Annotated in this window: 35 protein-coding genes; 14 read left to right on the forward strand and 21 right to left on the reverse strand. The window is 69.5% G+C overall.

What is annotated here, in order from left to right:
• Positions 1–80 precede the first annotated feature (80 nt).
• Positions 81–1,070 carry an aldo/keto reductase gene (locus ACIBG8_RS01530; protein ID WP_397340477.1) on the reverse strand — a complete coding sequence of 330 codons (990 nt, stop codon included), beginning with the start codon at positions 1,068–1,070 and terminating at the stop codon, positions 81–83.
• A 387-nt stretch (positions 1,071–1,457) separates the two neighbouring features.
• Entirely contained in the window at positions 1,458–2,408 is a 951-nt protein-coding gene (locus ACIBG8_RS01535; protein WP_397340478.1) for a DNA topoisomerase IB, read from the reverse strand.
• Between the two features lie 64 nt (positions 2,409–2,472).
• Between ACIBG8_RS01535 and ACIBG8_RS01540 the strand changes: the two genes are divergently transcribed.
• Positions 2,473–3,303, forward strand: a complete 831-nt coding sequence (locus ACIBG8_RS01540) for an alpha/beta fold hydrolase (RefSeq protein ID WP_397340479.1) — start codon at positions 2,473–2,475, stop codon at positions 3,301–3,303.
• Here ACIBG8_RS01540 and ACIBG8_RS01545 read toward each other — a convergent pair.
• From ACIBG8_RS01545 to ACIBG8_RS01555, 3 genes are all read right to left on the reverse strand, one after another.
• Positions 3,300–3,551 (reverse strand): WhiB family transcriptional regulator, encoded by a 252-nt coding sequence (locus tag ACIBG8_RS01545; RefSeq protein ID WP_397340480.1) that lies wholly within the window; start codon positions 3,549–3,551, stop codon positions 3,300–3,302. The genes ACIBG8_RS01540 and ACIBG8_RS01545 overlap by 4 nt on opposite strands.
• A gap of 40 nt (positions 3,552–3,591) precedes the next feature.
• Complete coding sequence (locus tag ACIBG8_RS01550) at positions 3,592–4,203, reverse strand: DUF6766 family protein (protein ID WP_397340481.1); 612 nt, start codon at positions 4,201–4,203, stop codon at positions 3,592–3,594.
• An 83-nt stretch (positions 4,204–4,286) separates the two neighbouring features.
• The gene (locus ACIBG8_RS01555) at positions 4,287–4,670 is read right to left on the reverse strand and encodes a hypothetical protein (RefSeq protein WP_397340482.1); all 384 of its coding nucleotides are present in this window, start codon (positions 4,668–4,670) and stop codon (positions 4,287–4,289) included.
• 98 nt (positions 4,671–4,768) lie between these two features.
• Between ACIBG8_RS01555 and ACIBG8_RS01560 the strand changes: the two genes are divergently transcribed.
• Positions 4,769–5,599 (forward strand): hypothetical protein, encoded by an 831-nt coding sequence (locus ACIBG8_RS01560; RefSeq protein WP_397340483.1) that lies wholly within the window; start codon positions 4,769–4,771, stop codon positions 5,597–5,599.
• Here ACIBG8_RS01560 and ACIBG8_RS01565 read toward each other — a convergent pair.
• Positions 5,582–5,785 carry a hypothetical protein gene (locus ACIBG8_RS01565; protein WP_397340484.1) on the reverse strand — a complete coding sequence of 68 codons (204 nt, stop codon included), beginning with the start codon at positions 5,783–5,785 and terminating at the stop codon, positions 5,582–5,584. The genes ACIBG8_RS01560 and ACIBG8_RS01565 overlap by 18 nt on opposite strands.
• A 143-nt stretch (positions 5,786–5,928) precedes the next feature.
• Here ACIBG8_RS01565 and ACIBG8_RS01570 point away from each other — a divergent pair, with 143 nt between their 5' ends.
• A complete protein-coding gene (locus ACIBG8_RS01570) occupies positions 5,929–6,993 on the forward strand; it encodes a M20/M25/M40 family metallo-hydrolase (protein WP_397340485.1) in 1,065 nt (354 codons plus the stop codon).
• A complete protein-coding gene (locus ACIBG8_RS01575) occupies positions 6,930–7,298 on the forward strand; it encodes a M28 family metallopeptidase (RefSeq protein WP_397340486.1) in 369 nt (122 codons plus the stop codon). The genes ACIBG8_RS01570 and ACIBG8_RS01575 overlap by 64 nt, the downstream gene beginning before the upstream one ends.
• Here the strand turns inward: ACIBG8_RS01575 and ACIBG8_RS01580 are convergent.
• On the reverse strand, positions 7,273–8,400 hold the full coding sequence (locus tag ACIBG8_RS01580) for an aromatic acid exporter family protein (RefSeq protein WP_397340487.1): 1,128 nt from the start codon (positions 8,398–8,400) through the stop codon (positions 7,273–7,275). The two genes, ACIBG8_RS01575 and ACIBG8_RS01580, sit on opposite strands and share 26 nt — an antisense overlap.
• A gap of 19 nt (positions 8,401–8,419) precedes the next feature.
• Positions 8,420–8,695: a GlsB/YeaQ/YmgE family stress response membrane protein gene (locus tag ACIBG8_RS01585; RefSeq protein ID WP_397340488.1), complete on the reverse strand. Its 276-nt coding sequence runs from the start codon at positions 8,693–8,695 to the stop codon at positions 8,420–8,422.
• A 123-nt stretch (positions 8,696–8,818) separates the two neighbouring features.
• Between ACIBG8_RS01585 and ACIBG8_RS01590 the strand changes: the two genes are divergently transcribed.
• Positions 8,819–9,289, forward strand: a complete 471-nt coding sequence (locus ACIBG8_RS01590) for a hemerythrin domain-containing protein (RefSeq protein ID WP_397340489.1) — start codon at positions 8,819–8,821, stop codon at positions 9,287–9,289.
• 58 nt (positions 9,290–9,347) lie between these two features.
• Complete coding sequence (locus tag ACIBG8_RS01595) at positions 9,348–9,704, forward strand: PRC-barrel domain containing protein (RefSeq protein ID WP_397340490.1); 357 nt, start codon at positions 9,348–9,350, stop codon at positions 9,702–9,704.
• Positions 9,705–9,781: 77 nt separating this feature from the next.
• Here ACIBG8_RS01595 and ACIBG8_RS01600 read toward each other — a convergent pair whose 3' ends face one another.
• Genes ACIBG8_RS01600 through ACIBG8_RS01615 form a run of 4 tightly spaced genes read right to left on the reverse strand, consistent with a single transcriptional unit; the run spans position 9,782 to position 11,469 of the window.
• Complete coding sequence (locus ACIBG8_RS01600) at positions 9,782–10,672, reverse strand: hypothetical protein (protein WP_397340491.1); 891 nt, start codon at positions 10,670–10,672, stop codon at positions 9,782–9,784.
• A complete protein-coding gene (locus ACIBG8_RS01605) occupies positions 10,669–11,112 on the reverse strand; it encodes a MarR family winged helix-turn-helix transcriptional regulator (protein WP_397340492.1) in 444 nt (147 codons plus the stop codon). The genes ACIBG8_RS01600 and ACIBG8_RS01605 overlap by 4 nt, the downstream gene beginning before the upstream one ends.
• A 12-nt stretch (positions 11,113–11,124) precedes the next feature.
• Positions 11,125–11,313: a hypothetical protein gene (locus ACIBG8_RS01610; RefSeq protein WP_397340493.1), complete on the reverse strand. Its 189-nt coding sequence runs from the start codon at positions 11,311–11,313 to the stop codon at positions 11,125–11,127.
• 15 nt (positions 11,314–11,328) lie between these two features.
• Positions 11,329–11,469, reverse strand: coding sequence for a hypothetical protein (locus ACIBG8_RS01615; RefSeq protein WP_397340494.1), 141 nt, complete (start codon positions 11,467–11,469; stop codon positions 11,329–11,331).
• Positions 11,470–11,931: 462 nt separating this feature from the next.
• Between ACIBG8_RS01615 and ACIBG8_RS01620 the strand changes: the two genes are divergently transcribed.
• Positions 11,932–12,867 carry a hypothetical protein gene (locus ACIBG8_RS01620; protein WP_397340495.1) on the forward strand — a complete coding sequence of 312 codons (936 nt, stop codon included), beginning with the start codon at positions 11,932–11,934 and terminating at the stop codon, positions 12,865–12,867.
• A gap of 36 nt (positions 12,868–12,903) precedes the next feature.
• On the opposite strand, the gene ACIBG8_RS01625 is transcribed toward ACIBG8_RS01620, so the two are convergent.
• The 4 genes from ACIBG8_RS01625 to ACIBG8_RS01640 form a co-directional block, all read right to left on the reverse strand.
• Positions 12,904–13,611 carry an anti-sigma factor domain-containing protein gene (locus ACIBG8_RS01625; protein WP_397340496.1) on the reverse strand — a complete coding sequence of 236 codons (708 nt, stop codon included), beginning with the start codon at positions 13,609–13,611 and terminating at the stop codon, positions 12,904–12,906.
• On the reverse strand, positions 13,608–13,817 hold the full coding sequence (locus tag ACIBG8_RS01630; protein WP_397340497.1) for a hypothetical protein: 210 nt from the start codon (positions 13,815–13,817) through the stop codon (positions 13,608–13,610). The genes ACIBG8_RS01625 and ACIBG8_RS01630 overlap by 4 nt, the downstream gene beginning before the upstream one ends.
• Positions 13,818–13,895: 78 nt before the next feature.
• The gene (locus ACIBG8_RS01635) at positions 13,896–14,387 is read right to left on the reverse strand and encodes a cupin domain-containing protein (protein ID WP_397340498.1); all 492 of its coding nucleotides are present in this window, start codon (positions 14,385–14,387) and stop codon (positions 13,896–13,898) included.
• A complete protein-coding gene (locus tag ACIBG8_RS01640; RefSeq protein ID WP_397340499.1) occupies positions 14,378–14,977 on the reverse strand; it encodes a TetR/AcrR family transcriptional regulator in 600 nt (199 codons plus the stop codon). The genes ACIBG8_RS01635 and ACIBG8_RS01640 overlap by 10 nt, the downstream gene beginning before the upstream one ends.
• 270 nt (positions 14,978–15,247) lie before the next feature.
• Between ACIBG8_RS01640 and ACIBG8_RS01645 the strand changes: the two genes are divergently transcribed.
• On the forward strand, positions 15,248–17,677 hold the full coding sequence (locus ACIBG8_RS01645) for a penicillin acylase family protein (protein WP_397340500.1): 2,430 nt from the start codon (positions 15,248–15,250) through the stop codon (positions 17,675–17,677).
• A gap of 487 nt (positions 17,678–18,164) precedes the next feature.
• On the forward strand, positions 18,165–18,581 hold the full coding sequence (locus ACIBG8_RS01650; RefSeq protein ID WP_397340501.1) for a CBS domain-containing protein: 417 nt from the start codon (positions 18,165–18,167) through the stop codon (positions 18,579–18,581).
• Positions 18,582–18,598: 17 nt separating this feature from the next.
• On the opposite strand, the gene ACIBG8_RS01655 is transcribed toward ACIBG8_RS01650, so the two are convergent.
• The gene (locus ACIBG8_RS01655) at positions 18,599–18,859 is read right to left on the reverse strand and encodes a hypothetical protein (RefSeq protein ID WP_397340502.1); all 261 of its coding nucleotides are present in this window, start codon (positions 18,857–18,859) and stop codon (positions 18,599–18,601) included.
• Positions 18,860–18,977: 118 nt separating this feature from the next.
• On the opposite strand from ACIBG8_RS01655, the gene ACIBG8_RS01660 reads away from it, so the two are divergent.
• A complete protein-coding gene (locus ACIBG8_RS01660; RefSeq protein WP_397340503.1) occupies positions 18,978–19,931 on the forward strand; it encodes an LLM class F420-dependent oxidoreductase in 954 nt (317 codons plus the stop codon).
• A 27-nt stretch (positions 19,932–19,958) separates the two neighbouring features.
• Here ACIBG8_RS01660 and ACIBG8_RS01665 read toward each other — a convergent pair whose 3' ends face one another.
• Together ACIBG8_RS01665 and ACIBG8_RS01670 are read right to left on the reverse strand one after the other, a co-directional pair.
• Positions 19,959–20,192 carry a DUF4235 domain-containing protein gene (locus ACIBG8_RS01665; RefSeq protein WP_397340504.1) on the reverse strand — a complete coding sequence of 78 codons (234 nt, stop codon included), beginning with the start codon at positions 20,190–20,192 and terminating at the stop codon, positions 19,959–19,961.
• Positions 20,193–20,222: 30 nt separating this feature from the next.
• The gene (locus ACIBG8_RS01670; protein WP_397340505.1) at positions 20,223–20,543 is read right to left on the reverse strand and encodes a helix-turn-helix transcriptional regulator; all 321 of its coding nucleotides are present in this window, start codon (positions 20,541–20,543) and stop codon (positions 20,223–20,225) included.
• A 146-nt stretch (positions 20,544–20,689) separates the two neighbouring features.
• Here ACIBG8_RS01670 and ACIBG8_RS01675 point away from each other — a divergent pair, with 146 nt between their 5' ends.
• Positions 20,690–21,118: an STAS domain-containing protein gene (locus ACIBG8_RS01675; RefSeq protein ID WP_397340506.1), complete on the forward strand. Its 429-nt coding sequence runs from the start codon at positions 20,690–20,692 to the stop codon at positions 21,116–21,118.
• A 2-nt stretch (positions 21,119–21,120) separates the two neighbouring features.
• On the opposite strand, the gene ACIBG8_RS01680 is transcribed toward ACIBG8_RS01675, so the two are convergent.
• Complete coding sequence (locus ACIBG8_RS01680; RefSeq protein ID WP_397340507.1) at positions 21,121–21,996, reverse strand: HAD family hydrolase; 876 nt, start codon at positions 21,994–21,996, stop codon at positions 21,121–21,123.
• 89 nt (positions 21,997–22,085) lie between these two features.
• Here ACIBG8_RS01680 and ACIBG8_RS01685 point away from each other — a divergent pair, with 89 nt between their 5' ends.
• On the forward strand, positions 22,086–23,633 hold the full coding sequence (locus tag ACIBG8_RS01685) for an arylsulfatase (protein ID WP_397340508.1): 1,548 nt from the start codon (positions 22,086–22,088) through the stop codon (positions 23,631–23,633).
• Positions 23,617–24,531, forward strand: coding sequence for a formylglycine-generating enzyme family protein (locus ACIBG8_RS01690; protein ID WP_397340509.1), 915 nt, complete (start codon positions 23,617–23,619; stop codon positions 24,529–24,531). Before ACIBG8_RS01685 ends, ACIBG8_RS01690 begins: the two co-directional genes overlap by 17 nt.
• A 9-nt stretch (positions 24,532–24,540) precedes the next feature.
• Here ACIBG8_RS01690 and ACIBG8_RS01695 read toward each other — a convergent pair whose 3' ends face one another.
• The gene (locus ACIBG8_RS01695; RefSeq protein WP_397340510.1) at positions 24,541–24,909 is read right to left on the reverse strand and encodes a VOC family protein; all 369 of its coding nucleotides are present in this window, start codon (positions 24,907–24,909) and stop codon (positions 24,541–24,543) included.
• Between the two features lie 62 nt (positions 24,910–24,971).
• Between ACIBG8_RS01695 and ACIBG8_RS01700 the strand changes: the two genes are divergently transcribed.
• Positions 24,972–25,424, forward strand: coding sequence for a MarR family winged helix-turn-helix transcriptional regulator (locus tag ACIBG8_RS01700; RefSeq protein ID WP_397340511.1), 453 nt, complete (start codon positions 24,972–24,974; stop codon positions 25,422–25,424).
• Position 25,425 lies beyond the last annotated feature (1 nt).

The raw sequence follows: 25,425 nt of genomic DNA on the forward strand, positions 1-25,425 counted from the left end.
TGCTGTGCGAACGCGGAGTAGGGGTTGACAGGCATCGCGGTGGGTTGCTTTGGCACTGTCCGTGCGGGCATGGCGGTGGGTTACTTGGCGCTGTCCATGTGGGCGAGCTGCGCGGCGGCGTAGCGGGTTCCGGCGGCTGCGCCCGCCGGGAGGGCGGACTCGATGCCAGCCAAGTCCTCCGCGGTGAGGTGCAGGTCGAGCGCGCCCAGTGCCTCCGTGAGGCGGTCGCGACGGCGGGCGCCGATCAGCGGGACGATGTCGTCGCCCTGGGCGAGCACCCACGCGATCGCCACCTGCGCGATCGTGGCGTTCTTGGCCTTGGCCACCTCGCCCAGGGACTCGACCAGCGTGAGGTTGTGCTGGAGGTTGTCGCCCGAGAAGCGGGGGCTGTACGCGCGGAAGTCGCCGGCCGCGAGCTGGCGGTCCTGGGTCCAGTGGCCGCTGAGCAGGCCGCGGGACAGCACGCCGTACGCGGTGATGCCGATGCCGAGCTCGCGGCAGGTGGGGAGGATCTCCGGCTCGATGTCGCGGGAGAGCAGCGAGTATTCGATCTGCAGGTCGCTGATGGGGTGTACGGCGTGCGCGCGCCTGATGGTGTCGGCGCCGACCTCGGAGAGGCCGATGTGGCGGATCTGCCCCTTGTCCACCAGCTCGGACATGGCGCCGATGGTCTCCTCGATGGGGACGTCGGGGTCCAGGCGGGCGATGCGGTAGATGTCCACGTGGTCGGTGCGGAGGCGGCGAAGGGTGTAGGCGAGCGCGGTCTTGATCGCGTTCGGGCGGCCGTCGTAGCCGAGCCAGTTGCCCTCGTAGTCGCGCTGGGCGCCGAACTTCACGCTGATCTGCACGTTGTCGCGGTCGCGGGTCTTGAGTGCGTCGTGGATGAGCAGCTCGTTGTGGCCCATGCCGTAGAAGTCGCCGGTGTCGAGGAGCGTGATGCCCGCGTCGAGGGCGGCGTGGATGGTGGCGACGGACTCCGCTTCGTCTGCGGGGCCGTAGAGGTCGGACATGCCCATGCATCCGAGTCCGAGCGCTGACACCTGGGGTCCTGTGGTTCCAAGGGTTCTCATAGGGCAACTATGGCATATGGACTGACAGATTTCAAAATCTGTCAGTCCATAAACAGCTCTCGGTTGTCCAAAGACACGCAGGGGCCTAGCGATATCCCCGCTGACCCCAGGCGACGGCAACGTGATTCGCTGCCTTCAGCGATCACTGTTCTCGGGTTGAGCCAGTGCGCCAGCAGCTCGTCGAGCGTCAAGGAGTCGCCTGGGAGGCTGAGCCCAAGTGACCGCGAGGCGTATGGGCGAGCCGCTTCAGCCGACGAAGGTCGAAATCGACCGGGGTCCATGGGGGAGCCCGGCTTCCCGCATGGAGCGGCTCCGCTCGAGCCGTACCCTGGCCGTGCGATCCGCCGGACATGGCCCAGGTCTGACCAACGACGAAGCACAAAGTGTTCAGCCGCCCAGCAAGCGAATGACATCATGCTCCACCGATCGGCCCGCCGACACCGTGCGGCCGTGCTCGTAGGCGTCGATGACCCGCGGATCGACGTACGAGGCCCGAGCGACCGCGGGCGTGTTGCCCAGCAGGTCGGCGACCTCCTCCATCGCCTCGCGCACGGCACGCCGCCGCCCCGTCCTGCCCCTCGCGCGGGGAGCGCGGGCCAGGATGACCGCCGCCTGGACCGTGGCGTGCCACGTGCGGAAGTCCTTCGCCGACACCTCGCCCCCCAGCACGTCGCGCAGGTAGTCGTTGATGTCCTCGCTGCGCACGTCGGACCAGCCCGACCCGTTGCGGTAGCGCAGCAGCTCCCCGCCGTCCTCGTCCGCACGCAGGAGGGCGGTGACGACCTTGCGCACCTGCGGGTCGGTGATCCGGATCTCCTGCTCCTTGCCGCCCTTGGCCTCGTAACAGCACACCACGTCGTCGCCGGTGCAGGTGACGTGCTCCGTTCTGAGCGTGGCCAGGCCGAAGGAGTCGTACTCCGCGCCGCCCACCCGGAACAGCCCCAGGTCGAGCATGCGCGCCGCGGCGGCCAGCACCCGCTCGCGGGTCAGACCGCGCTGGGCCAGGTGCTCGTCCACCCGCCTCCGGAAGTCCGGCAGCCGCCCCGCCATCTCCACGACCCGGTCGAACTTGAGCCGATCCTGCTCGGCGCGCCACACGTCGTGGTAGCGGTACTGCCGCCGCCCGGCGTCGTCGGTGCCCACCGCCTGTAGATGCCCGTCGGCCGTGCGGCAGATCCACACCTCGCGCCAGGCGGGAGGGATCGCCAGCGCCCTGATCCTGGCCAGGATCCGCAGGTCCCTGACCTTGCGGCCGTCGGGAAAGTGGTAGCTGAACCCGCGACCGCGGCGCCGACGCGTGATGCCCGGCTCGTCCGGCGTGCTGCGCCGCAAGTCCATCGTCGCCCCCATGAACCGTGCCTACCCGAGGAGATCAGGCTCATTCCGTGGGCAGGTGGGGAGGATGTTCGAAGGCTTCGCGACAGAGTCAGTGCCCACGGAGGAGGTACGGCACGGAGGCTCCGGCCCCCCGGTCCTCCTTCTCCACGGCCATCCGCGCACGCATGCCACCTGGCACCGGCTGGCCCCCCTGCTGGCCCAGGACTTCACGATCGTCTGCCCCGACCTGCGCGGATACGGCCGCTCCGCCAAACCACCCACCACCGACGACCACGAGCCGTACTCCAAGCGGGCGATGGCCAGGGACGCCCTCGCCGTGATGCGCGCGCCCCAGGCCCACGATCGGGGCTGCTACGTGGCACAACGCCTGGCCTTGGACAACCCGGCGGCGATCACGCGGCTGGCCGTACTCGACGGGGTGCCGATCGGCGAGGCGCTCGCGCGAGCCGACGCGCGTTTCGCGGCGCGGTGGTGGCACTGGTTCTTCCTCGGCCAGACAGCCAAACCGGCAGAACCCCTCATCAACGCCGACCCGGACGCCTGGTATCGCGGAACCCCGGAGGAAATGGGCGCCGAGGCGTACGAGGACTACCGCAACGCCATCCATGATCCGGCAACCGTGCACGCCATGTGCGAGGACTACCGGGCGGGGCTGGGCGTCGACCGTGCGGCGGATGACGCCGACCGCGAGGAGGGCCGGCGCATCACCTGCCCGGTGCTGTTCCTCTGGGCGGGCCGGGACGACATGGAGGAGCTGTACGGTGACCCGCTCGCGATCTGGCGGTCATGGGCCGACGACGTGCGCGGCGAACGGATCGACTCGGGGCACCACATGGCAGAGGAGGCCCCGGAAGACCTGGCCGAGCACCTGCGCCGCTTCTTCAAAGCCGGTTAACGACCGCGTACAGCGCTGCGCCGGGAGCTGCGTTCCGTGGGGTCGGTGCCGCCCCAGACGCCGTGCTCCTGCCGGGTGCGCACCGCGAACTCCAGGCATTCGGCCCGCACCGGGCAGCGGCGGCAGACGGTCTTCGCCCGTTCGTACTGAACGTGTCCCGGTCCTCTGTCGGTGAGGGGGAAGAACAGCTCAGGTTCCTCGTCGAGGCAGGCGGCCTCGCCGAACCATGCGGTGGAGTGGGACGACACGATGATCCTCGGGGAGAGACGTGTTCTGGTTCGCCCTGGGCTACCCGTCAGGGCGCTCGGCACACCTGGAACCGGGGGCGTCCACCGGCTTGGACTCCGGCGAACCGGCCTGCCGCAGGTAGATGGTGAACACCACCATGGACAGGACGGCCAGCAGCTCGGACTGCCAGTTCTGCAGCGTCCTGTTCCAGAAGTCGGCCGACGTCACATACCCACCCCAGCCGACCGGATCCAGCATCTGGGCCAGGCGCTCGTTGTCGTAGGCGACCGTGCCCGCGATCGACTGGGCCAGCCACGACAGCAGGAAGATCAGCCCCATGACCAGCCCGAGCGAGTTCGCGTAAAGCCCCCTCGCACGGCCGCGGCCCTCCTCCCCGGGCTTCTTCGACTCCGGCGAGCCCCGCTGCACGAACCACACGGTGGCCATGATGAACAGCAGGAACTGCAGGTACTCCGACTGCCAGTTCTCGGCCACGTCGACGGCGAAGTCGGAGGAGGTCACGTACGCCACCCACGACACCGCAGAGCCGCCCTCGGCGAGTTGCCGGGCGTTGTGGTCGGCCGTCCCGGCGACCGACTGCCCCACCAGGGTGATCAGGAATCCGGACAGGAAGAACAGGCTCAGCGCGTTGCCGCGGACGAAGCGCCTCATCGGCCCAGCACCCCGATGGCGATCATGTAGATCAGCCCCAGTCCGATGATCACCACCGTCGCCACGAACATGATCTTCACCGTTCACCCCCCGATCTCGCACCTGTACGGCAGGCCGGCGCGTGGCTCGCACCCGGCGGCGTGCACGCGCCACAGGTCGCCGAACCGGTGCAGGAACACGGTGTCCCCGGCCAGCCGTACCTGGGCCTCGTCACCGAAGACCCGCGCCTCCCTGGGCGCCCCGCCCGGCAGGCGCAGCTCCTCGAGCGCGGAAGCGCACGTCCGGCCTCCGGTCTCCACCCCGTCGCGGGCCTGCTGCGACAGCAGCCCGCACGCCTGCTCCCACCGGCCGTGGTCCACGGCGACGGAGAACGCGCCCGCCACCCGCGCCGGCCCGGGATCCGCTGACGCGCAACCCGCCACGAGCAGCGCGAGAAGCGCGGTTAGGACTGTCGACGATCGCCTCACCTCCCTCCACTTCCCTCCCTCACCAGCCAAAACATGGGTTTGCTCCGCCACACCCGGGCAGCGGGGGTGAAAGCAGGTCCTATCTGGAGGAGATGACCATGACGACATTCACCGTATGGCCGACGGTCCGATCCATCCCGATCTCCGCGGTCACCGATGAATCGCCGAAAACCCCATCAGCGGATGGCATCGCGGGCGTCTCCGGGACCGGGCGCGACACCGATCTCGCCCCGTCAACGCAGCACTCCGGCAAGCAGCACGACCGGCCCACCCGGGCTGCCGAGGCGAATCCGGCGGACGGGCTCGGCTTCTCCGGCGATCCCGAGCAGCGAGGCGCCGTCCAGGAGGACATGATGCACGCCCAGCGCCTCTGGGACGGGACGCTGGCCGCCAACCGGCTCGACGACGCGGGCCTCGTCCACGAACGACAGCGCGTGGAGACCGCGGATCTGACCGTCACCGCAGGACTCCTCGTCGCGGGAAACCCCGACGAGGTCCGCGCCTGCGTCGAGGCGCTGGTCACGCACACCACCGCGCACGTGCTCGCCCTGGACCTGGGCGACGTCGACGGCGCCGGGACCGCGCTGCACGACCAGGCGGAACGGTTCCCCGACCGGGTGACCGCGTGGCACGTGGCAGAACGTCCTGAGGGTACGGCGAGCTGGGGTGAATGCCGCGCGAAGCTGCTGTACCTGGACACCGCCGACATCCACCTCATCATGGACACCGCCGCGATCCTCGACCGCGACCTCGTCACCCCGCTCGTCGCCGAGATCGACAGGGGCGCGGCGGCCGCCGCGCGGGAAGGCTTCGACGGCCTGCTGGCCGTACGGAGATCGGCCGCGCTGTCGGTCCTTCCCGCGGACTCGGCGCACGACTTCCGGCGCGCCCTCCAGGGGAGGACGGTCTCGTCAGCGGACTCTTCCTGACCGTCTGGCCTGGCGCTCGAACGCGTCGAGCGAGATGTCCACGATCGTCAGCAGGGCCAGGAGCAGGGCGATGGACGCGACACCTCCGTCGTTGGCGACGAGGCCCAGGGCGGCGAGGACGAACAGGAAGATCAGGAGGAACGACCTGATCCTGACGTGAGTGTCGTGGCGCAGGGGAGTGGTCATGGGGAGGCCCTTCCGGTCACGGGACTTCGCGGACGGCACACTGCCCTCGCTGGGTGCGGCCTAACGTTCGGGCCTGTTCGGGTGTACGGCCCGGCCGTACGGTGGCGGTGTTGCCTGCCCTCGCCGGAGAGGAGCCGTGCGCAATGGCACTGCAACCCACCCGTTTCCTGTTACCCGTGACGGCCGCCGTCCTGCTGACCGGCGTCCTGTCCCCGCCCAGCTCCGCCGTACCCCCCAAGGACCGGGAGATCGAGCAGATGGTCCGCCGGGTCGACGCCGGGAACATCAGCAGGACCATCGCCAAGCTCGCCTCGTTCGGCACCCGCCACACGCTGTCCAGCCAGGACGACCCGGCCCGCGGCGTCGGCGCCGCCCGGGACTGGATCTACGACGAGTTCTCCCGGATCGCCGCGACCTCGGGCGGCCGGATGACCGTCGAGAAGCGGGCGTTCACCCAGCCGGTCTCGCCGCGCATCCCGCAGCCGACGGTGATCACCAACGTGGTCGCGACCCTGCGCGGCACCCAGGCCGAGTCGGCGGGCCGCACCTACGTGGTCAGCGGTCACTACGACTCGCGCTGCACCGACGTCATGGACGCCACCTGCGACGCGCCCGGCGCCGACGACGACGCCTCGGGCGTGGCGGTCGCCATCGAGGCCGCCAGGGTCATGGCCGCCCACCCGTTCGACGCGACCGTGGTGTTCATGGCCGTGGCGGGTGAGGAGCAGGGGTTGTACGGCTCCGCGCACTACGCGGCGCTCGCCAAGCAGAACAACGTCGACGTCCAGGGCATGTTCACCAACGACATCGTGGGCAGCGCCGAGGGGAGAACGGCCGCGATCCGCGCGCCGTCCGGGTGTTCTCCGAAGGCGTACCCACCTCCGAGACCCCGGCCCAGGCCGCCGTGCGCCAGGCGGTCGGCGGCGAGAGCGACGGGGTGTCGCGGCAGCTCGGCCGCTTCGTCACCGAGACGGCGCGGACCTACGTGCCTTCCTTCGAGGCCAGGCCGTACAACCGCCGTGACCGGTACCTGCGCGGCGGCGACCAGATCCCGTTCCTGCAGCAGGGGTTCGCCGCGGTGCGATTCACCGAGGTCCACGAGGACTACGCGCACCAGCACCAGGACGTCCGGGTCGAGAACGGCGTGCAGTTCGGTGATCTGGCGCGGTTCGTGGAGTTCGACTACGTGGCCCGGGTGGCGCAGGTGAACGTGGCGGCGCTGGCGGCGCTGGCCCGCGGCCCGCGCGCTCCGCGCAACACGGCGATCGTGACCACGCGGCTCACCAACGACACCGATCTGCGGTGGGACGCCAACCCGGAACCCGATATTTCGGGGTACGAGGTGGTCTGGCGCGCCACGACGGAACCGACCTGGACCGATTCCCGCCTTGTCGGAAATGTCACCAGCTTCACCGTGGAGGGCATGTCCAAGGACAACGTCCAGTTCGGCGTCCGCGCCATCGACAGGCAGGGGCATCGCAGCCCGGTCAGCTTCCCGGTCCCCGCAAGCTGACCCCTTGAGTCGGCTCCAGGAGGGTGAGGAGGTGTTCAGCCTCGGTGAGGAGGCTGCCGCTGACGGCCCAGCCGTCGGGGTGGTCGACGTCCCCGTTCCGGATCTCGGTGCTCATCTGCCGGTGGATGCGGACGGTCTGGGCGTGGGCGCGCTGGTGGAGTTCGCGCTGCGCGCCGACGTCGTCCGGGTCGTCGACCCGGGCGCCGATGAGGTCGGCGAGCAGGTGCAGCAGCTGCGCGTAGTCGCGGGCGTACTCGTCGCTGACGTGCTCGGGATCCAGATGGGTCAGAGCGCGGATGATGGTGTGGACGTGCTGGGCGATCGTGGCCATGGCGGCCAGCGCCGGCCCGTGGTCGACGGTTGCCGGGCTGGTCAGGCGGCGCAGGTTGTAGCGGCGGCTCTCCTTGCCGTCGGCGACAGCCGTACCGGCGATGGTCAGTTGCTCGTCGAGGCGCTGGGCGCCGCGGTCGAAGTCGGGCAGCTCGCTCAGGTCCCAGGGCCGCTCGACGGCGGTGGCCACGTCGTGGAGCAGTACGGCGGCGCGCCTGCCCAGCCGTTGCAGGGCGACGTACGGCCGGCTGCGGTAGAGCGGCGGCCATAACAGGGTGTTGACCGCCGCCCCGCACAGGGCGCCGACGGCGGTGGCCAGCACGTAGGAGGCGAGGTAGCGGTCCTGGGAACCGGCGCCGAAGGACAGCAGGAGCACGGCGGTGGTGGCCAGGTCGGTGCCGTGCCTGCCCATGCGGTGCCAGCGGGAGGCGACCAGGGCGGGCGGGATGACCAGGGCCAGGCTGAGCGCCGTCAGGCCCATCAGGTGCCCGATGCCGCCGGCCAGGATGACACCGGCGGCCACCGCGGCGACCTTGCGCAGCCCGTTGGTGAGCGTCTGGTAGACCGTCGCGTGCACCATGATGACGGCGGTGGCCGGGGCGATCCACAGGCTCTCGTGCGCCAGGAGGATCCCGGCCAGCAGCCAGGCCAGAACCGCTGCCAGGGTGGCCTTGGCGATCTGGAGCAGTTCGAGGCGCTGGCGCGAGCCGGGTTCCGCGAGGGCGGTGAGCTGGGCACGGAAGTAGGTGAGTTCGCGCCGCAGCAGGCGCATACCGCGGCGCACGTGCGGGTTAGCGGCGTATGCCGCGCCTGCCGTACAGGCTGACCGTGACGATGACGCCGACGGCGGCGACGGCGACCTGCAGCAGGAGCTCGATCCAGTCGATGCCCTTGGTCTCCGCGGCGCCGAACGCGCCGGCGATCGCGGTGCCGATGAAGGCGGCCACGATGCCGACCACGATGGTCAGCCAGATGGGGATGTTCTGCTTGCCCGGGACGACCAGGCGGCCCAGCGCGCCGATGATGGCGCCGATGACGATGGCGGTGATGATGCCCGTGACGGTCATTTCCTGCTCCTTGCTCAGCAACGGGAATCCCCACCTGCCCCTCGGAGGCGCTCGCACACCTGGGTGTCAAGGCAGGTTCGCCGGGTAGTGCGCCTGCCTGCCAACCATCGGAGGAGAACCGCCATGGACGCCATCGTCTTGCTCAAGGACGACCACAAGACCGTCGAGAAGCTGTTCAAGCAGTTCGAGAAGGCCGGCCCCAAGGCCTACAAGGAGAAGCAGAAGATCGTCGCCCAGGTCGTCGAGGAGCTGACCACCCACACCTACATCGAGGAGAACCTCTTCTACCCCGCCGCCCGCGCCGGAGCCCCCGACACCGTCGACCACGTCCTGGAGAGCGTGGAGGAACATCACGTCGTCGTCTGGATGCTCTCGGAGCTCAAGAACCTCGACCCGGCCGACGAGCGTTACGTCGCCAAGATGACCGTCCTGATGGAGAACGTCCGCCACCACGTCGAGGAGGAGGAGAAGGAGTGGTTCCCCAAGGTGCGCGCCGCCATGGGCCGGGCGCGGCTGCGGGAGCTGGGCGAGCAGATGGCCAAAGCCAAGGCCGACGCCCCCAACGACCCCCTCGACATCCCGAGCGCTGTTTAGCCGCTGAGAGCGGGGCAGGGTGGGTGAGTCCTGTTCTCCACCCTCACAGGAGGAAATCTTGGCAAGCGACATGTGGTCCTACAACTCCGGCGTCCACGGCGACGACAGCCTGGACATCGTCGGCTTCGACGTCGAAGCCACCGACGGGTCCATCGGCTCGGTCGACGAGGCCAGTCACGTGGTGGGCGACAGTTACATCGTCGTCGACACCGGTCCCTGGATCTTCGGCAAGAAGCGGGTCCTGCCCGCCGGTACCGTCACCCAGATCGACCCGCAGGAACGTAAGGTCCACCTCGCGCGCACCAAGGCAGAGATCAAGGACGCGCCCGAGTTCGACAAGGACACCTACCGGGACAGCGGCTACCGCGACCAGGTCGGCGGCTACTACGGCCGTCTGCCCGGCGACCCGAGGTAGTACCGGCGATCCCGCGCGCGGTGTGGCCTTGCCCAGGTACGGCAAGCCGCCCGCGCGTCCAGGTCGGACGGCTTCGATCAATCGGCTGGGGCCGTGACCGGATTCGTCTCGCGTGGGCGCCGGGATGCCAGGGCGAGGCTGGTCATCGCCGTGACCGCCATCGCGGCGACGCCGACCAGCGCCGCGGTCGTGTAGGCGCCGTCGTCCGGGGACAGGCGGCCCGTGGTGGTTCCGTAGGCCAGGACCAGACCGCCGACGGCGCTGCCCAGGGAGTACCCGACGCTGCGGACGACGTAGTTGAAGCTCATAGCGCTCGACGTCTCGCTCCTGGGCGTGACGGCGAGGATGACGCCGGGCATGGCGGCGCTGCCGGCCAGGAGCAGGGGGCCGTCGATCCGCGTCCGGACCCGCGGCGTGAGCTTGCCGGCGACGAACCCCAGCACGGAGAACGGGATGAGGACCAGCCCCGCCACGAAGGTGGTCAGCCCGAACCCGTAGCCGGCGCTGTGCGGCGCCTGCGCGTAGCGGGTGATGAGCGTGAGCAGGAGTACGGCGGCGCAGGCAAGGGCCACCGCCACGGCGAGGTGCCCGGTCCACAGGCTCCCCTCGCCGGCCAGGAACAGGACGAGGAGCAGTCCACCGGCCAGGCGGAGCGCACCGGCCACGCTCACGTGAGCGGAGCGGCCCTCGGGCGCCGCGGGCATGGAGCGCCAGGCCGTCACGAGGGCGACGGCGAGCCCGACGCCTTGGGCCGCTCTGCCCACGAGCAGCCAGGCGAACGGCAGCGGCAGCACGGTGAGCGCGCTGCCGACGACGACGATCGCCAGCGTGGCGAGAATCGCGGCCCGCCGGTGCGGACCGGCCCCCAGGCGGCCGAGGACGGGTGTGGCGACGGCGCCGCTGAGCAGGGCGATGAACATCAGCGCGGGCACCAGCAGACGTGCCTCGGAACGTGTCAGGGCAGTCACCGGTCCGACTCCTGCCGGGCGCGGCTTTCGAGCTCCGCCAGACGCAGCAGCGCAGGAAGGGCCGCCGCCAAGGCCTCGACCTCGTCACCGGTGAGTTCGTCGATCAACCGCGCGTACGCCTCGACGCCCGCCTGGCGCCGCGCCCGGACGTACGACGCGCCGGCCTCGGTCAGGCACACCAGCGTGACCCGCTTGTCGGACGGATCGCCCTTCCGCTCGACCAGCCCGGATTCCTCCATCACCCGGACCAGGACGGTCATCGCGGGCTGGGTGACGCCCTCGGCGACCGCCAGATCGGTGATCCGCCGCGGGCCGGTCTTGTCCAGTGTGGCCAAGGTGGCGGCGGACGTCAGGCTCATGTCGCGGGGAAGGCGCCTCACGGCTCTGGTGGCCAGGCCGTAGAGGGCTGACCCGATGGCATCGGAAGCGCGGCGACTCACGTCTCCCCGGTGTCACCCTTCGTCGTCGGGACGGTCCTTGTTGATGAGCCTGGGTACGGTGCCCAGGGTGGCCGCGCCGACCGCGCCTCCGCTGAGCAGCGCGGCGGGCCAGGCTCCGCTGGCGGCCAGAGTGAGCGCGCAGGCGATCGAGGCCGTCACGAGGGTGGCCAGCAGGGTGAACAGCGCGGGGAGGGAGAACACCGGAAGCCTCGTCTTTCACAGGGGGTTGTCGTCGGACGCCGTCAGGTCGTCGGCCCAGAACGTGATCAGTTCTTCGGCGGTGAACTGCTCGAACGGGGGTGCGAGCGGGACCCGGCCGCTCCGCAGCGCCCAGATCATCACCATGTAGCCGGCCATCTCCTCGGCGTCGCAGGGGCAGTCGGGGTGCCAGCATCCGCTGGGCCGGGGACCAGCTGGGCAGGACGGGGCGGCGGAGGTGGCATGGCACTGCATCGGTGGCCCTTCGGAGGTTGGGGAGGGGGCGCTACGGCGATCACGATGCCCCTGCCTCGGCAGGGCCGCCAGCGAGTCAAACGTGATCGGACGATCCCGAACGTGATGGGCAGAACGCACCACCGGACGGCGGCGTTCCTTCGACATCGTTCGATGTCCTCCGGAAACAGCTGTGATCGGCCGGGATCGGTCGGACGGTGTTTCGCGGAACCGATCGGGGTTGGATCGAAGGATCCCGAATGATTGATCGGCAGGCGGTTTGCCTAGCTTCGGTGGCAGCATGTCTCTTGTCACGATTCGCGGACATCTCCAATCACGCCAGTGACATCCCCTCCCATCAAAAGATCACGGATCTGGTTATCAGTGATGACCCATGAGCACAGTGCTGCGCATCGCGCCTTTATCGGCCAGCTCAACGAGCTACGGGAGCAAGCCAGTAGCCCGTCGCTGTCCGAGCTGGAGAAACTGTCGCGGCACCCGCTGCCGGACGGCGTGCGGGCCCGTCGTCTCCTCGCGTCGAGCACCACCCAGGAGATCCTCAAGGGCAAGCGCGTCGGCGTGCCGTCCTGGGCCTGGGTGATCTCCTTCGTGGAGACCTGCCATGAGGCTGCCCGTCAGGTGCGCCTGGACCTGGGCCCGGTACAGGTGGCGGAGTGGAAGGCGCGCTGGCAGCGCGCCAGAAACTCCGGCCCGGCCTGCTCGGAAGCGGTTGGGCCCGTCTCGGCACCCGTACCCGAGGTGAGTACCGTCGATCGGCTGACCGCCACGGAGACGATCCGGTGCTACCTCGACCATCACGGCCGTGTCGCCGCGCACCTGGCGCAGTTGGCCTTGGGCGGGGACGGCGAGGCGTGTTTCCACCTCGCCCTGCTCACCGTGTTGCGGGGCTGGGGTCACGACAGCCGGGAATGGTTGTGCCGGGCGGTCGCCGCCGGTCACGCCGAGGCCGCGGCGCTGCGCGACAGTCCGGACCTGCGTACCGAGGCTGCCGCCCTCGCCTACCGCCATGGCTGCCTCCTGGAGGCCGACGGGTCCGCCAAGAGCAGCGTCGCGCGCTTCTTCTTCCGGCTCGCTGCCGAAACCGGGCACCCGGATGCGATCGCCAAGCTCAGCGGCGCCAGCGTGCGGGGGCGGGCGCGACCTGTGCCGTTGAGCGCCCCGATCACCGAGCCCGTGCAGTGGTCGGAGTCGGATGAGGCCATCCTCGACCAGCTCCGGGATCAGTTCAGCGATCAATGGGCGCGTGCCGCGGTGATGCTGGAGCCCGGGCCCGATCAGTGGATCGGCGCCGGGGAACCGTAGAAACGGCCGGGACTGGCCGGCACAGAGGCACGGAACCTAAGCGGGGTCAGGCAGGGTCAGTACGGCGAGCGGGGGCGTGGTCGGTTGCTCCGATCCGCCGCGCGGCTCGATGGTGATGCCGAGCCGGTCGCCTGGCTGGAGAGCACCGGCCAGCACGGGCGCCGGGTCGCGGGGGACCAGGCCCGCTGAGCGGATCCCGCCCGGCTCGATGGCCCAGAGCTGGTAGTCCTGGGAGGCGGGAAGCGCCGGTAGGTCCGGGGCGGCGAAGACCAGCTCGCCGGACGCCCAGGAGAAGATGGCGGTCGCTCGCGCGCCCTCGATCGACGTCGACACCCGTCTGGCGTCCGGGGCGGCCAGGACGGCGGCGATGGCCTGCTCGCGTTCCCTGCCCAGGTCGAGGTCGGTGTTGGCGCGGGTCAGCAGGACACCTAGGACGGCCGCGGCCACGAGCAGGGCCGCTGCCGCGACCTCACGTTGCCTGCCGGGCCGGTGGGCGACGGGGATGGGCCCCTTCGGGGGGAGCTGGCGTTGCTCGCGGATCTGGGCCAGCACGTTGGTCTTGAGCTGGGGTGGCGGCCGCTCGGCCGCTGCCAGCGCCAGCCGGGCCGCGGTCTCCCTTAGGGTGCCGACCTCGCTCTCGCAGTCCGGGCAGCGGGTCAGGTGCCGTTCGAAGGCGCGCAGCTCGTCGGGCGGCAGGGCGTCCAGCGCGTAGGCGCCCGACAGCGTGTGCACGGTGTCGTTCACGTCGCCACCCCCAGCACGGGGTAGGCCTGGTGCAGCCGGTCCAGGCGGCGCCGTACCCGCTCTTGCTCCTGTTTGCCCTCGACCGCCCGGTCCACGCGAGCGCTGCCGCGTTCGTGCTCGTACGGGCGGGCGAAGGCCCGCTGATCACCTTGGCCGACCAGGCGCAGGAACTCTCCCGCGGGTTGTTTCAGCTCAAGGTCCCTCACACCGGGCTATTCGGAGCCCGGCACGTAACGGATGGGTGTGTCGTCCTCACCCTTCGTTATCTGCTCGGCTTCGCCGGTTCACTGTGCTTGCCGGCGGTCGTGGGTCCAGGCGGGGCTGTTGAGGAAGTGGTTGTCGTACAGCTCCTGGGAGGCCAGCAGCTCCTCGAGGGTGGCCTCGCCCCTGCGGAGGCGGTCGAGCAGGCGGAAGTAGTCGAAGCGCTGGATGCCGGGGGCGACGATGATGAGCAGGTCGGCGGTGTGGCCGGGGGCGGCGGCGAAGGCGTGGGGGGTCATGGGGGGTACGGCCGCCACGTCGCCCTTCTCCAGGGTGACGATCTCCTCTCCGGACAGGACGCGGGCCTTGCCGTCCAGGATGTAGAACAGCTCGGTGGAGGTGGCGTGGTGGTGGGGGACGGCGCCGTCGGCACCCTCGGTGAGGGTCATCCTGATGGTGCTCAGCGCGCCGCCGGTGTGGCTGGAGTCGAGCAGCAGCCGTCCGGTGGCGCTGGGGGAGACGATGGTCTCGGCGTCGACCTCGCGGACGATGGCGGTTTCCACGATCAGTGACATGTCAGGTTCCCTTCGAGGGCGCTGGCGACGAGCCGCTCTGCGTAGGCTCGGTCGACGGGCGCTCCGGTGATGATGACTCGGTAGTAGAGGGCGCCGGCGAGCTGGTCGAACAGCGCCTCGGCGTCCAGGTCCGCGCGTAGCTCGCCGCGCAGGCGGGCTCGCTCGATGAGGGCGAGCGCGATGGCGTTGCGCCTGCCGTACTGCTCGCGGGTGAGGCGGCCGATGTCGTCGTGCTTGGCGGCGGCGGCCACCAGCTCGCCGACCACCCCGGCCGAGGGGGTCTGGTTGTGGCCCGCCAGGCGCATGCGGTTGAGCCCTGCGGCGATCTTGTCCAGGTAGTTGACGAGGTCGACGCGGATGTCACCGGTGTCGGTGATCTCGTCGTCCTCCTGCAGCCGTGCCACCACCGCGACGGCCAGGTGGTCCTTGGTCGGCCAGCGGCGGTACAGCGTGGTCTTGGCCACGCCCGCCTGTTCGGCGACCTCGTCGATGGACATGCCCGCGTAGCCGCGCTCGAAGATCAGGGCGGCGGCGATGCGCAGCACGCGCTCGTCCACCTGGGCGTCACGCGGTCGTCCACGGGGTGCCATCGGGGCCTCCTTTTCCGCTACCTGGGTAGCGAAATAAAAGCTACACCTGTCTCCCGCAATTACGCAACTCTTGTTTCGTAATGCCGAAGGCGATGATCATCACCGGCGGCGAGAACGTCGCCTCGCAGGTAGACCAGGGCGCATCCACATGGACCGTTTCGCCCTGTAAAGATCGGCGGCTCGACGGCCATGAGACTTCAGCGCCTTGGGCAGGATGCCGTCGAGGCTTTTGACCCATCGATCAGATCGCCGCCCCCTTAGGAGGGATCTGTGGCCAACCACCACTTCCTACGACGCCTCGCACTGACCGGTGCCGCGTTACTGAGCGTCACCGCCACACTGCCGCAGCAGTCCGCCAGGGCCGACCCGGGGTACACGGACCGGCCCTCACACGGCCGTCTGTCCGCCACCATCCGCTACACCGAGTACGGCATACCCCATATCCTCGCCAAGGACTATCCGAACCTCGGCTTCGGCGTCGGCTGGGCCCAGGCCACCGACCAGGTGTGTGAGCTCGCCAACGGGTTCGTCACCGTCCAGGGCGAGCGGTCGCGCCACTTCGGGGCGGACGGACAGCGCGACGAGGCGATGTCCGCGGCGTCCACCAACCTCGCGAGCGACCTGTACTTCCGCGGCGTACGCGACGAGGGCAGCGTGGAGAAGCTCCTCGCCCAGCCCGCTCCGGCCGGCCTCAGCCGTCAGGCCAAGGACCTGATGCGCGGCTGGGCGGCGGGCTACAACGCCTGGCTGCGCCAGAACCGCATCACCGATCCGGCCTGCCGCGGCGCCGACTGGGTCCGCCCGGTGACGGAGCTGGACGTGGCCCGGCGCGCGTACGCCCTCGCCGTGCTCGGCGGCCAGGGCCGCGTTGTGGACGGCATCACCGCCGCCCAACCGCCCGGCGCCTCAGCCCAAGCGGCCCGTACGGCCGGCGCCGACGATCAGGCGCGGGCGGCGCGTGAGTTCCTCTCGGCCGACAACACCGACCGGGGCTCGAACGCGGTCGCCTTCAGCGGTTCCACGACGGCGAACGGGCGCGGGCTTCTTCTCGGCAACCCGCACTACCCCTGGCACGGGGGGCGCCGCTTCTGGCAGTCGCAGACGACCATCCCCGGCGAACTCAACGTGGCCGGAGGCACCCTGCTCGGCTTCCCGGTGATCCAGGTCGGGCACAACGCTCGCGTCGCCTGGAGCCTCACCGTCGCCACGGGCGTGTCGTTCAGTCTCTACGAGCTCAAGCTCGCCCCCTCGGACCCGACCTCCTACCTGGTGGACGGCAAGGCCGAGCAGATGACCCGCCGCACCGTCACCGTGCCGGTGCGCGGTGAAGACGGGCGCATGACCGAGGTGAAGAGCACCCAGTGGTGGACGCGCTACGGACCCGTCATCACCTCGCTCGGAACGCTGGCGCTGCCCTGGACCTCGTCGTCCGCCTACGCCTTCAACGACCCGAACGCGGCCAACCTGCGGATGGTGGACACTGTGCTCGGGTACGGCAAGGCCCGCAGCGTGGACGAGCTCCTCGACGCCGTCGACCGTACCCAGGGCATGCCGTGGGTCAACACCATCGCGGCGGACGCGGAGGGTCACAGCGTGTTCACGCAGTCGCAGGTGGTGCCCCGGATCACCGACGACGTCACCGGGCGCTGCTCCACCCCGCTCGGGCAGCAGATCTACCCCGCCACCGGCCTCGCGGTGCTCGACGGCTCGCGCGGCGAGTGCGATCTCGGCAAGGACCCCGGCGCCGTACAGCCCGGGATCTTCGGACCGTCCGCGATGCCGACCCTGAAGAACGCGCCCTACGCCGTGAACTCCAACAACAGCGCCTGGCTCGCCAACCTCGACCGGCCGATCACCGGCTACCCTCGGGTCTTCGGTGACGTCAACACGCCTCGCTCGCTGCGTACGCGCGGCGGAGTCGCGGACGTCAAAGCCATGGCGGAGCGCGGCGGGCTGACCGTCGACGACCTGCTGAAGCAGCAGTTCGCCAACCGCGTGACGGCGGGCGACCTGGCCGCCGACGACGCCGCGCGCGCCTGCTCGGAACTTCCCGGCGGTACGGCGACCGGCAGCGACGGCAAGGCGGTCGAGGTGTCGCAGGCCTGCCAGGTGCTCGCCGGATGGGACAGGACCGCCAACACCGACAGCAAGGGCGCACTGCTCTTCGACCGCTTCTGGCGGAGGATGATCGTGGCCGTGCCCGCCGCGCAGTTGTGGCGGGTCCCGTTCTCCAAGGACGACCCGGCCCGGACCCCGAACACGCTCAACACCGGCCTGCCCGCCTTCGCGCAGTCCCTGGCCGACGCGGTCGGCGAGTTGCGGGCCTCGGGCATCGCACTGGACGCGCTGCTGGGTGACCACCAGGTCGTCGTCCGGAACGGCAAGCGCATCCCCGTACCCGGAGGTACGGAGTCCCTGGGCGTGTGGAACAAGACCGAGCCGGTGTGGGACGACCGGTCAGGCGGCTACACCGAGGTGGCCATGGGCACCAGTTACCTCCAGGCAGTCGGGTTCGACGGCAGCCGCTGCCCGGTGGCCCGTACGCTCCTGAGCTTCTCGCAGTCCCCCAACCCGAACTCCCCGCACTACAGCGACCAGACCGAGCTCTTTTCTGCGGAACGCACCCTGAGGGGGAGGTTCTGCGAGAAGGACATCCTCACCTCGCCCGGGCTGCGCGTCGAGTACGTCTACGAGCGCTAGCGTCCCCGTCCGGATGACCGAGCCCACCGAGGCGCCACCTTGGTGGGCTCTCACCGTCGAGACGAGCGGTGTCGGCGGCGATTGCATGACCTGTCATGCGCGGGCCGGCCGGTCCAAGGTCGAGTCGGAGGCTCGCCGGTTGATCTGCGACGACCTCGCCTGCCAGGTGCATACGTTCACCGAGCAGGTGGAGGGGCTGACCGCGCGGCAGCTTCGGGACAGTCCGACCGGACAGAACCCCAGCTCTTCCTACTCCGACGCTGGGTGGCGGTCGAGCGAGGGGGACAGTGCTCGGGCAAGATGCCGGTCACCGCGAGAGGGTCAACCTCATGCGCGGGTTGTTCACCGAGATGACGAGGGGGTCGCAGCGCTCGACGGGGGCGGTGGACCGAGGCGTGGGCACCGCCGTACATGCCAGGTGGAACCAGGGTTCGCGTACTTGGACGGAACGGGGGTAGAAGGGCGGCTCCCGACCAGAGGAGACCTCATGCCAACCGCAAGAGAGATCATGACGCCCAACGCCGAATGCGTGAACGTCGACGAGAGCGTGGTCGAGGCCGCCGAGAAGATGGCTCGCCTCGACGTCGGCTCGCTGCCCATCTGCGGCAACGACGACCGGCTCAAGGGCATGCTCACCGACCGCGACATCGTCGTCAAGGTGCTCGCCAAGGGCAAGGACCCCAAGTCCTGCCTGGCCGGCGAGCTGGCCCAGGGCAAGCCCTTCACCATCGGCGCCGACGACGACGCGCGCGAGATCCTGCGCACGATGGCCACCCACAAGGTCCGCCGCCTCCCGGTCATCGACGGCCAGTCGCTCGTCGGCATGGTCGCGCTGGCCGACGTCTGCCGCGCGCTGCCCGACTCCCCGGTCGGCGACCTGCTGGACGCGCTCACCAGCGACTGAAGACCGATCACCAAGGCCTAGCCCGCTTCGGTGGTGCCCCTGGCGCGGGACTGGCGGCGCAGGGCCAGGACCATGTCGACGACCACCACCACGGCCAGCACCGCCATGACGACGCTGAGCCAGGTGATCCCGGCCAGAAGTCCGAGCGCGCCGATGACGACTATCCCGACCAAGGCGAACGAGCCGAGTCTGAGGTGGACCACATCGCGAGGTGTGGTCCTGACCTCGGGCTGACCGGCGGGCGTCACTCCTTCTGGCTGGTTCTGTTCGGCTCCCATGATCCCCTCCAGGGCGGATTCTCAGCAGCGGGTCAGATGCTCGTCTACCCCTCCACCGGCCCGCAAACTGCAGTTTCATCCTGGTCAGCCGGGTATGGGACTCCGGAAGGAGGAGCCGATGACCACGTTTGGATATTTCCTGTCAAGCGAGGAACACAGCCCGGAAGAGCTGGTACGGCAGGCGAAGCTCGCCGAGCAGGCCGGCTTCGAGAGCCTGTGGATCTCCGACCACTACCACCCATGGCTGGACGAGCAAGGGCAGAGCTCGTTCGTCTGGTCGGTGATCGGCGCGCTCTCGCAGGTCGTCTCCCTGCCGATCACGACCGCGGTCACCTGCCCGCTGGTCAGGATCCACCCGGCGGTCATCGCCCAGGCCGCGGCCACCAGCGCGGTACTCGCCGGCGGCCGGTTCCGGCTGGGCGTCGGCACGGGTGAGGCGCTGAACGAGCACATCGTGGACTCGCGCTGGCCACCGGCGGCCGAGCGCCTGGACATGCTGGAGGAGGCGGTCGCCCTGATGCGGCGGCTGTGGGCCGGCGAGCTGGTCACCCACCGCGGCGAGCACTACACCGTGGACACCGCCCGCCTGTACACGCTGCCCGACCAGCCGCCGCCGGTCTACATGTCGGGGTTCGGGGAGAAGTCGGTGGAACTGGCCGGGCGGATCGCCGACGGCTACATCTGCACGGGTCCCAGCGCGGAGCTGGTGGAACGCTTCCGCAAGGCGGGCGGCGCGGGGAAGCCGGTGCAGGGCGGGCTGAAGGTGTGCCACGCGCCCGACCAGGAGCAGGGCCAGGCCACCGTCCACCGGTTGTGGCCCACCCAGGGCATCGTGGGCGAGGCGTCCCAGCTCCTGCCGCTGCCCAGGCATTTCGAGGAGCTGGCCCAGATGGTCACGCCGCAGGAGGCGGCCAAGGGCTCGCCATGCGGTCCCGACCCCGACGAGCACCTCCAAGCGATCAAGGCTTACGTGGACGCGGGCTTCGACGAGATCCACATCAGCCAGATCGGCCCCGACCAGGACGCCTTCTTCGAGTTCTACGCCACCAAGGTCCTGCCCGAGCTGCGGTAGGAGCACCGCTCGATCGCGTGGAATGGGTCACTCGTCGTGGGCCGAGGCGCGCTCGATGGTGGCCTTGACCACGCCGAAGATGGCGCCCTGGAGCGCCGCGGCGACCAGGACCTCGCCCCAGCCGTACCGGGTCGAGTCCGCCCGCGGCGGTTCCGGCTTGCCTGAAGCGACCTTCCACACCTGCTTGAAGATGGTCCCGGCGACGAGGCCGCCAAGCACGCCTCCCACCATCCTTGCTGGTTTCGCCATCGTCTCATTCATGGTGCACGCGTCTACCCGCGCGGCGCCGGGCTAGTCATCCAGCAGCTCATCCTGGGGGAGGTCTCGATCGGTGAACATGGCGAGCAGGTGGCCGATGGGGATGCCGGCTTCGGTGGGATACCGGAAGTGCTGGTCGACGTTGAGCGTGTAGCGGTTGTGGCGGCCGACGCGTTCGCGGGTGACGTAGTTGGCCTCGTGCAGGTCGTTGACGATGCTCTGCACGGTGCGCTCGGTGATCCCGATCCAGGAGGCTATCTCGCGCAGCCGTACCTCGGGGTTGCGGGCGATCTCCAGCAGCACGCGGGCGTGGTGGGTGAGGAAGGTCCAGGCCGGAGGCTGCGCAGCGTTCACGGTTCCGAGTCTGCCAGGTACCGGGCAGTGTCGATTTGGTTACCTTCCTCCGGGTTTATAGGAAAAGTATTTCAGGTAACATGCTTCAGGCTTTATGGTTCCGCTGAGCCAGATTCCCATCCCGGCCGAGGGGGGCGGGTATTGCGATGTCTGAACATGTGCATGGCTACCATCGTGAAAACCTGGCCGCCGACCGGGTCGGCGTGAGCCCGCTGTGGGTGACCTGCCGGCCTTTGCCCGGCGGCATCCTGATGACCGTGTCGGGTGAGTTGGACGCCTCCAACGCCGGCGACCTCGCCGCCTACATCCAGCGCGAACATCGGCGGCCCGAGCTCCCGCTGGTGCTGGAGCTGGCCGGGGTGTCCTTCATGGACAGCTCCGGCCTGTACGTGCTCATCGAGCAGAACCACCGCGCCGACAGCCACGGCACCAAGCTGCATCTGGCCGCTCCGCACGAGCGCGTGGTGCGCGTGCTGGAGATCACCGGCGCTCTCCAGGTGCTGAACACCTATGACACGCTCGACGAGGCGATGGCGGCCGCCGACCTGATCGATCCCCACGCTGTCCCCCGCTGAGGTCAGACGCTGCCGGGGAAGACCGTCGTCCAGTCGTCCTTGATGCTGATCACGGTCCAGTCCTGGGCCAGGGCCTTCTCCGCCCCCGTGTCGTAGGCGAACTCGCGTTCGGCGTCGTCGTGGTGCAGCAACAGCCCCAGACCGTCGCCGAACTCCCACATGGGCACGTCCCCGTTGGAGTTGCCCACGCTGATCACCGGCCGCCGCCCCAGCCTGCTCCAGATGCGCGGCGGCTTCTCCGGCCCGTCGTCGAAGAACTCCACCCGATCCTTGTAAACCACCTCCCCGTCCCGGTAGGTCAGGGCGATGCTGCTGCCGATGACGCGCTCGGGCGGGATGCCGTAGAAGGTCTGAGCGATGGGCCGCATGAAGTCCCGGTCACCCGCCGAGGCGATGTAGGTGGCGAAACCGTTGGCCTCCAGGTAGCGCAGGAGCTCGATCATCGGCTGGTAGACGCACTGGCTGTACGGCTTGCGCAGCGTCGGATGGGTGGCCTCGGCGAAGAACCTGGTCACGGCCTTGGCGTAGTCCTGCACGGTGACGCCGGTGAAGGCCTGCTCGACACCCTTCGCGAGAACCCCGAGGTCGGTGTCGTCGCCGTTGTAGTGCTTGACCACCGCCTCGTTGAGCCACGCGAAGTCCTTGGTGTAGGCCGCTTTCCACGGCTGCCGCGAGCGCAGGCCCGGATCCTGCTCCGCCTGCTCGGCGAACCGGCGCAGGTTGAAGTCGAGCTGGATCGGGATCGGCTTCTCGCACCACAGCGTCCCGTCGTTGTCGAAGACCGCGACCCGCTCCTCGCCGGGAAGGGTCAGCGACTCCACGAACGAGGTGATCGCGGCCCTGGTAGGTGTGTCACGCCACGATGCGAGAAATTCCATAAGGTGCTCGTCTCCCGATAAACGCAGGTCAAACGAGTGATACACCGGGCTTGATCTTCCCTTGGCGCACGACAGGGGAGGAACGCACGGTGACGCAGAGCGAGAAGCCCAACATCCTGGTGATCTGGGGCGACGACATCGGGATCACCAATCTGAGCTGCTACAGCGACGGCCTGATGGGCTACCGCACCCCCAACATCGACCGGCTCGCCGAGGAGGGCATGCGCTTCACCGACTCGTACGGCGAGCAGTCCTGTACGGCGGGCCGCGCCTCCTTCATCACCGGACAGAGCGGCTTCCGCACCGGCCTGACCAAGGTCGGGATGCCCGGTGCCGAGGTCGGCCTGCAGGCCGAGGACGTGACGATCGCCGAGCTGTTGAAGAACCACGGCTACGCCACCGGCCACTTCGGCAAGAACCACCTGGGTGACCGCAACGAGTACCTGCCGACGGTGCACGGGTTCGACGAGTTCTTCGGTAGCCTCTACCACCTCAACGCCGAGGAGGACCCGGAGGACCCCGACTACCCCAAGGAGAGCGAGTTCCCCGGCTTCCACGCGCAGTTCAAGCCGCGCGGCGTGCTGCGGTGCAAGGCGACCGACGTCGACGACCCGACCGAGGACCCCAGGTTCGGGCGGGTCGGCAAGCAGACGATCGAGGACACCGGCCCGCTGACCCGCAAGCGCATGGAGACCTGCGACGACGAGTTCACCGAGGCGACCAAGGACTTCATCTCCCGCCAGAGCGAGGCCGGCACGCCGTTCTTCGTGTGGTTCAACACCACGCACATGCATCTGCGTACGCACACGAAGCCTGAAAGTCTCGGCCAAGCGGGCCGCTGGCAGTCGCCGTACCACGACACGATGATCGACCATGACCGCAACGTCGGCGACGTGCTCGCGCACCTGGACGAGCTCGGCCTGGCCGAGAACACGATCGTCATGTACGGCACCGACAACGGCCCGCACATGAACACCTGGCCGGACGGGGCGATGACGCCGTTCCGCAGCGAGAAGGACACCAACTGGGAGGGCGCGTTCCGCGTCCCGCTGGTGATCCGCTGGCCGGGGAAGATCCCGGCGGGGGTGGTGTCGAACGAGATCGTCCAGCACCACGACTGGCTGCCGACGTTCCTGGCGGCCGCGGGGGAGCCGGACGTCAAGGAGAAGCTGCTCAAGGGCCACCAGGCGGCGGGCAAGACGTTCAGGAACCACATCGACGGCTACAACCTGCTGCCCTACCTGACCGGCGAGGTGGACAGGAGCCCGCGCGAGGGGTTCATCTACTTCGACGACGACGGCAACCTGGTCGCGCTGCGCTACGACAACTGGAAGTTCGTGTTCATGGAGCAGCGCACCGAGGGCACGCTGGAGCTGTGGGCGGACCCGTTCACCGTGCTGCGCATCCCCAAGATCTACAACCTGCGCACCGACCCGTTCGAGCGCGCAGACAAAACCTCCAACACCTACTGGGACTGGTTCATGTCCAAGGGGTACCTGACGTTCCTGGCGCAGAAGATCGCGGTCGAGTTCGCCAAGACGTTCGCCGAGTATCCACCGGCGCAGAAGGCGGCGTCCTTCACCATCGACGACGCTCTGGCCAAGATGGCGGAACACGGTAGTGGCACTCACAACTGACGCGCTGACGTGGATTCCCGGGGGCCTGTTCCAGATGGGGTCGAACGACCACTATCCGGAGGAGGCCCCCGTCCGGGCCGTTGCCGTGGACGGGTTCTGGATCGACCCCCACCCGGTGACGAACGCGGCGTTCGCGGCGTTCGTCGCCGCGACCGGCTACGTGACCGTGGCCGAGCGGCCGCTGGACCCGGCCGACTTCCCCGGGGCCGCGCCGGAGAACCTCGTGCCCGGTTCGATGGTGTTCCAGCCGACCTCGGGCCCGGTCGACCTGCGCCACCTGAGCCAGTGGTGGGCGTGGGTGCCCGGCGCGTCCTGGCGCCAGCCGTACGGCAGGCGGACCGAGGACCACCCCGTGGTCCACGTGGCCTACGAGGACGCGGAGGCCTACGCCCGCTGGGCGGGGCTGGCGCTGCCCACCGAGGCCGAGTGGGAGTACGCCGCGCGCGGCGGCCTCGACGGCGCGCCGTTCACCTGGGGTCACGAACCCGAGCAACCGGGACAGCGGCTGGCCAACTACTGGCACGGCGACTTTCCCTGGCGGGCGGAGCGCGGGTACGGCACGACCTCAGCCGTGGGCTCCTTTCCCGCCAACGGGTACGGCCTGCACGACATGGCGGGAAATGTCTGGGAATGGACCGCGGACTGGTACACCGAACAACGGCATGACGACCAGCCCTGCTGCGCGCCGCGCAACCCGCGCGGCGGCAGCGTCGAGGACAGCTACGACCCGGCGCAACCGCAGTTCCGCATCCCGCGCAAGGTCATCAAGGGCGGATCCCACCTGTGCGCCGACAGCTACTGCAGGCGTTACCGGCCTGGGGCCCGCCGCCCGCAGATGATCGACACCGGGATGAGCCACATCGGCTTCCGCTGCGTCCGCAGAACTCACGAGGCGTAGATCATCCAGTCAGGCGCGGTCGTGGAGGGTGACGTGGTAGCCGTCCGGGTCGGCGAAGGTGAAGGTCCGGCCGAAGGGGCCGTCGATCGGTGCTGAGACGATCGTGTGACCGTCAGCGGTGAGAGCGTCGTGGATGGCCTGGACGTCCGTGGCGTGGAGCCAGATCGCGGCACCGATCCCGGGCCGGGCCGCGGAGGCGAGATCGGTGCCGGGCACGACGTCGCGGAGCGCGAACGCGATCGGCTCCGTCTCGAAGACGACCGCGTGCGGAGGCCCGGCCTGGGAGCGGACGAGCCCGAGGTACTGCTCGTAGAACGCCTGCGAAGCGTCGAGGTCGCCCACCTGGAGCGAGATGAAGTCGGGGCCGGTGACGGGCATGACGATACTCCTTCCTTTGTGTCAGTTTTCTGACACAGCTCAACCTATGTCAGAATACTGACATGACGCAAAACGGTGTCGACCTGGAAACGTCACTGGGCTACCTGCTCAAGGAGGCGTCGAGCGCGCTCCGCGCCGCCATGGAGGAGGTGTTGCGGCCGCTCGGGATGAGCATCACGCACTACTCCTGCCTCGAACTGCTGGCCCAGCGACCCGGCCTGTCGAACTCCGAGCTCGCGCGCGGCGCCTTCGTGACACGGCAGTCGATGAACGTGCTGCTCCAGGCCCTGGAGCGAGACGGCTACGTGACCAGGCCGGCTGAGGCGCCCGTCGGGAAGGCCCTCCCCACGCGGCTCACGCCCCGCGGCCGGCGCAGCCTCGCGAAGGCGACCGTGGCCGTCCGGTCCGTCGAGGTCAGGATGCTGTCCGGCATGACCGAGGCCGAGCGGTCGGACGCGCTCCGGATCCTGCGCGGCATGATCCATTCCCTGCGCGACGACAGCGAGGGCGCATAAC

It is taken from the genome of Nonomuraea sp. NPDC050556 (genome assembly GCF_044457355.1).
In the GTDB taxonomy this organism is placed as follows: domain Bacteria; phylum Actinomycetota; class Actinomycetes; order Streptosporangiales; family Streptosporangiaceae; genus Nonomuraea.

Bases quoted from the DNA above. Each gene is read 5' to 3' on its own strand.
- ACIBG8_RS01530 (WP_397340477.1), bottom strand. From the start codon at position 1,070: ATGAGAACCCTTGGAACCACAGGACCCCAGGTGTCAGCGCTCGGACTC.
- ACIBG8_RS01665 (WP_397340504.1), bottom strand. From the start codon at position 20,192: ATGAATGAGACGATGGCGAAACCAGCAAGGATGGTGGGAGGCGTGCTT.
- ACIBG8_RS01635 (WP_397340498.1), bottom strand. From the start codon at position 14,387: ATGTCACTGATCGTGGAAACCGCCATCGTCCGCGAGGTCGACGCCGAG.
- ACIBG8_RS01655 (WP_397340502.1), bottom strand. From the start codon at position 18,859: ATGGGAGCCGAACAGAACCAGCCAGAAGGAGTGACGCCCGCCGGTCAG.
- ACIBG8_RS01590 (WP_397340489.1), top strand. From the start codon at position 8,819: ATGGACGCCATCGTCTTGCTCAAGGACGACCACAAGACCGTCGAGAAG.
- ACIBG8_RS01660 (WP_397340503.1), top strand. From the start codon at position 18,978: ATGACCACGTTTGGATATTTCCTGTCAAGCGAGGAACACAGCCCGGAA.
- ACIBG8_RS01640 (WP_397340499.1), bottom strand. From the start codon at position 14,977: ATGGCACCCCGTGGACGACCGCGTGACGCCCAGGTGGACGAGCGCGTG.
- ACIBG8_RS01570 (WP_397340485.1), top strand. From the start codon at position 5,929: ATGGCACTGCAACCCACCCGTTTCCTGTTACCCGTGACGGCCGCCGTC.
- ACIBG8_RS01700 (WP_397340511.1), top strand. From the start codon at position 24,972: ATGACGCAAAACGGTGTCGACCTGGAAACGTCACTGGGCTACCTGCTC.
- ACIBG8_RS01550 (WP_397340481.1), bottom strand. From the start codon at position 4,203: ATGAGGCGCTTCGTCCGCGGCAACGCGCTGAGCCTGTTCTTCCTGTCC.
- ACIBG8_RS01585 (WP_397340488.1), bottom strand. From the start codon at position 8,695: ATGACCGTCACGGGCATCATCACCGCCATCGTCATCGGCGCCATCATC.
- ACIBG8_RS01535 (WP_397340478.1), bottom strand. From the start codon at position 2,408: ATGGACTTGCGGCGCAGCACGCCGGACGAGCCGGGCATCACGCGTCGG.
- ACIBG8_RS01620 (WP_397340495.1), top strand. From the start codon at position 11,932: ATGACCCATGAGCACAGTGCTGCGCATCGCGCCTTTATCGGCCAGCTC.
- ACIBG8_RS01565 (WP_397340484.1), bottom strand. From the start codon at position 5,785: ATGACCACTCCCCTGCGCCACGACACTCACGTCAGGATCAGGTCGTTC.
- ACIBG8_RS01650 (WP_397340501.1), top strand. From the start codon at position 18,165: ATGCCAACCGCAAGAGAGATCATGACGCCCAACGCCGAATGCGTGAAC.
- ACIBG8_RS01675 (WP_397340506.1), top strand. From the start codon at position 20,690: ATGTCTGAACATGTGCATGGCTACCATCGTGAAAACCTGGCCGCCGAC.
- ACIBG8_RS01695 (WP_397340510.1), bottom strand. From the start codon at position 24,909: ATGCCCGTCACCGGCCCCGACTTCATCTCGCTCCAGGTGGGCGACCTC.
- ACIBG8_RS01560 (WP_397340483.1), top strand. From the start codon at position 4,769: ATGACGACATTCACCGTATGGCCGACGGTCCGATCCATCCCGATCTCC.
- ACIBG8_RS01540 (WP_397340479.1), top strand. From the start codon at position 2,473: ATGTTCGAAGGCTTCGCGACAGAGTCAGTGCCCACGGAGGAGGTACGG.
- ACIBG8_RS01615 (WP_397340494.1), bottom strand. From the start codon at position 11,469: ATGGCCGGCTACATGGTGATGATCTGGGCGCTGCGGAGCGGCCGGGTC.
- ACIBG8_RS01680 (WP_397340507.1), bottom strand. From the start codon at position 21,996: ATGGAATTTCTCGCATCGTGGCGTGACACACCTACCAGGGCCGCGATC.
- ACIBG8_RS01580 (WP_397340487.1), bottom strand. From the start codon at position 8,400: ATGCGCCTGCTGCGGCGCGAACTCACCTACTTCCGTGCCCAGCTCACC.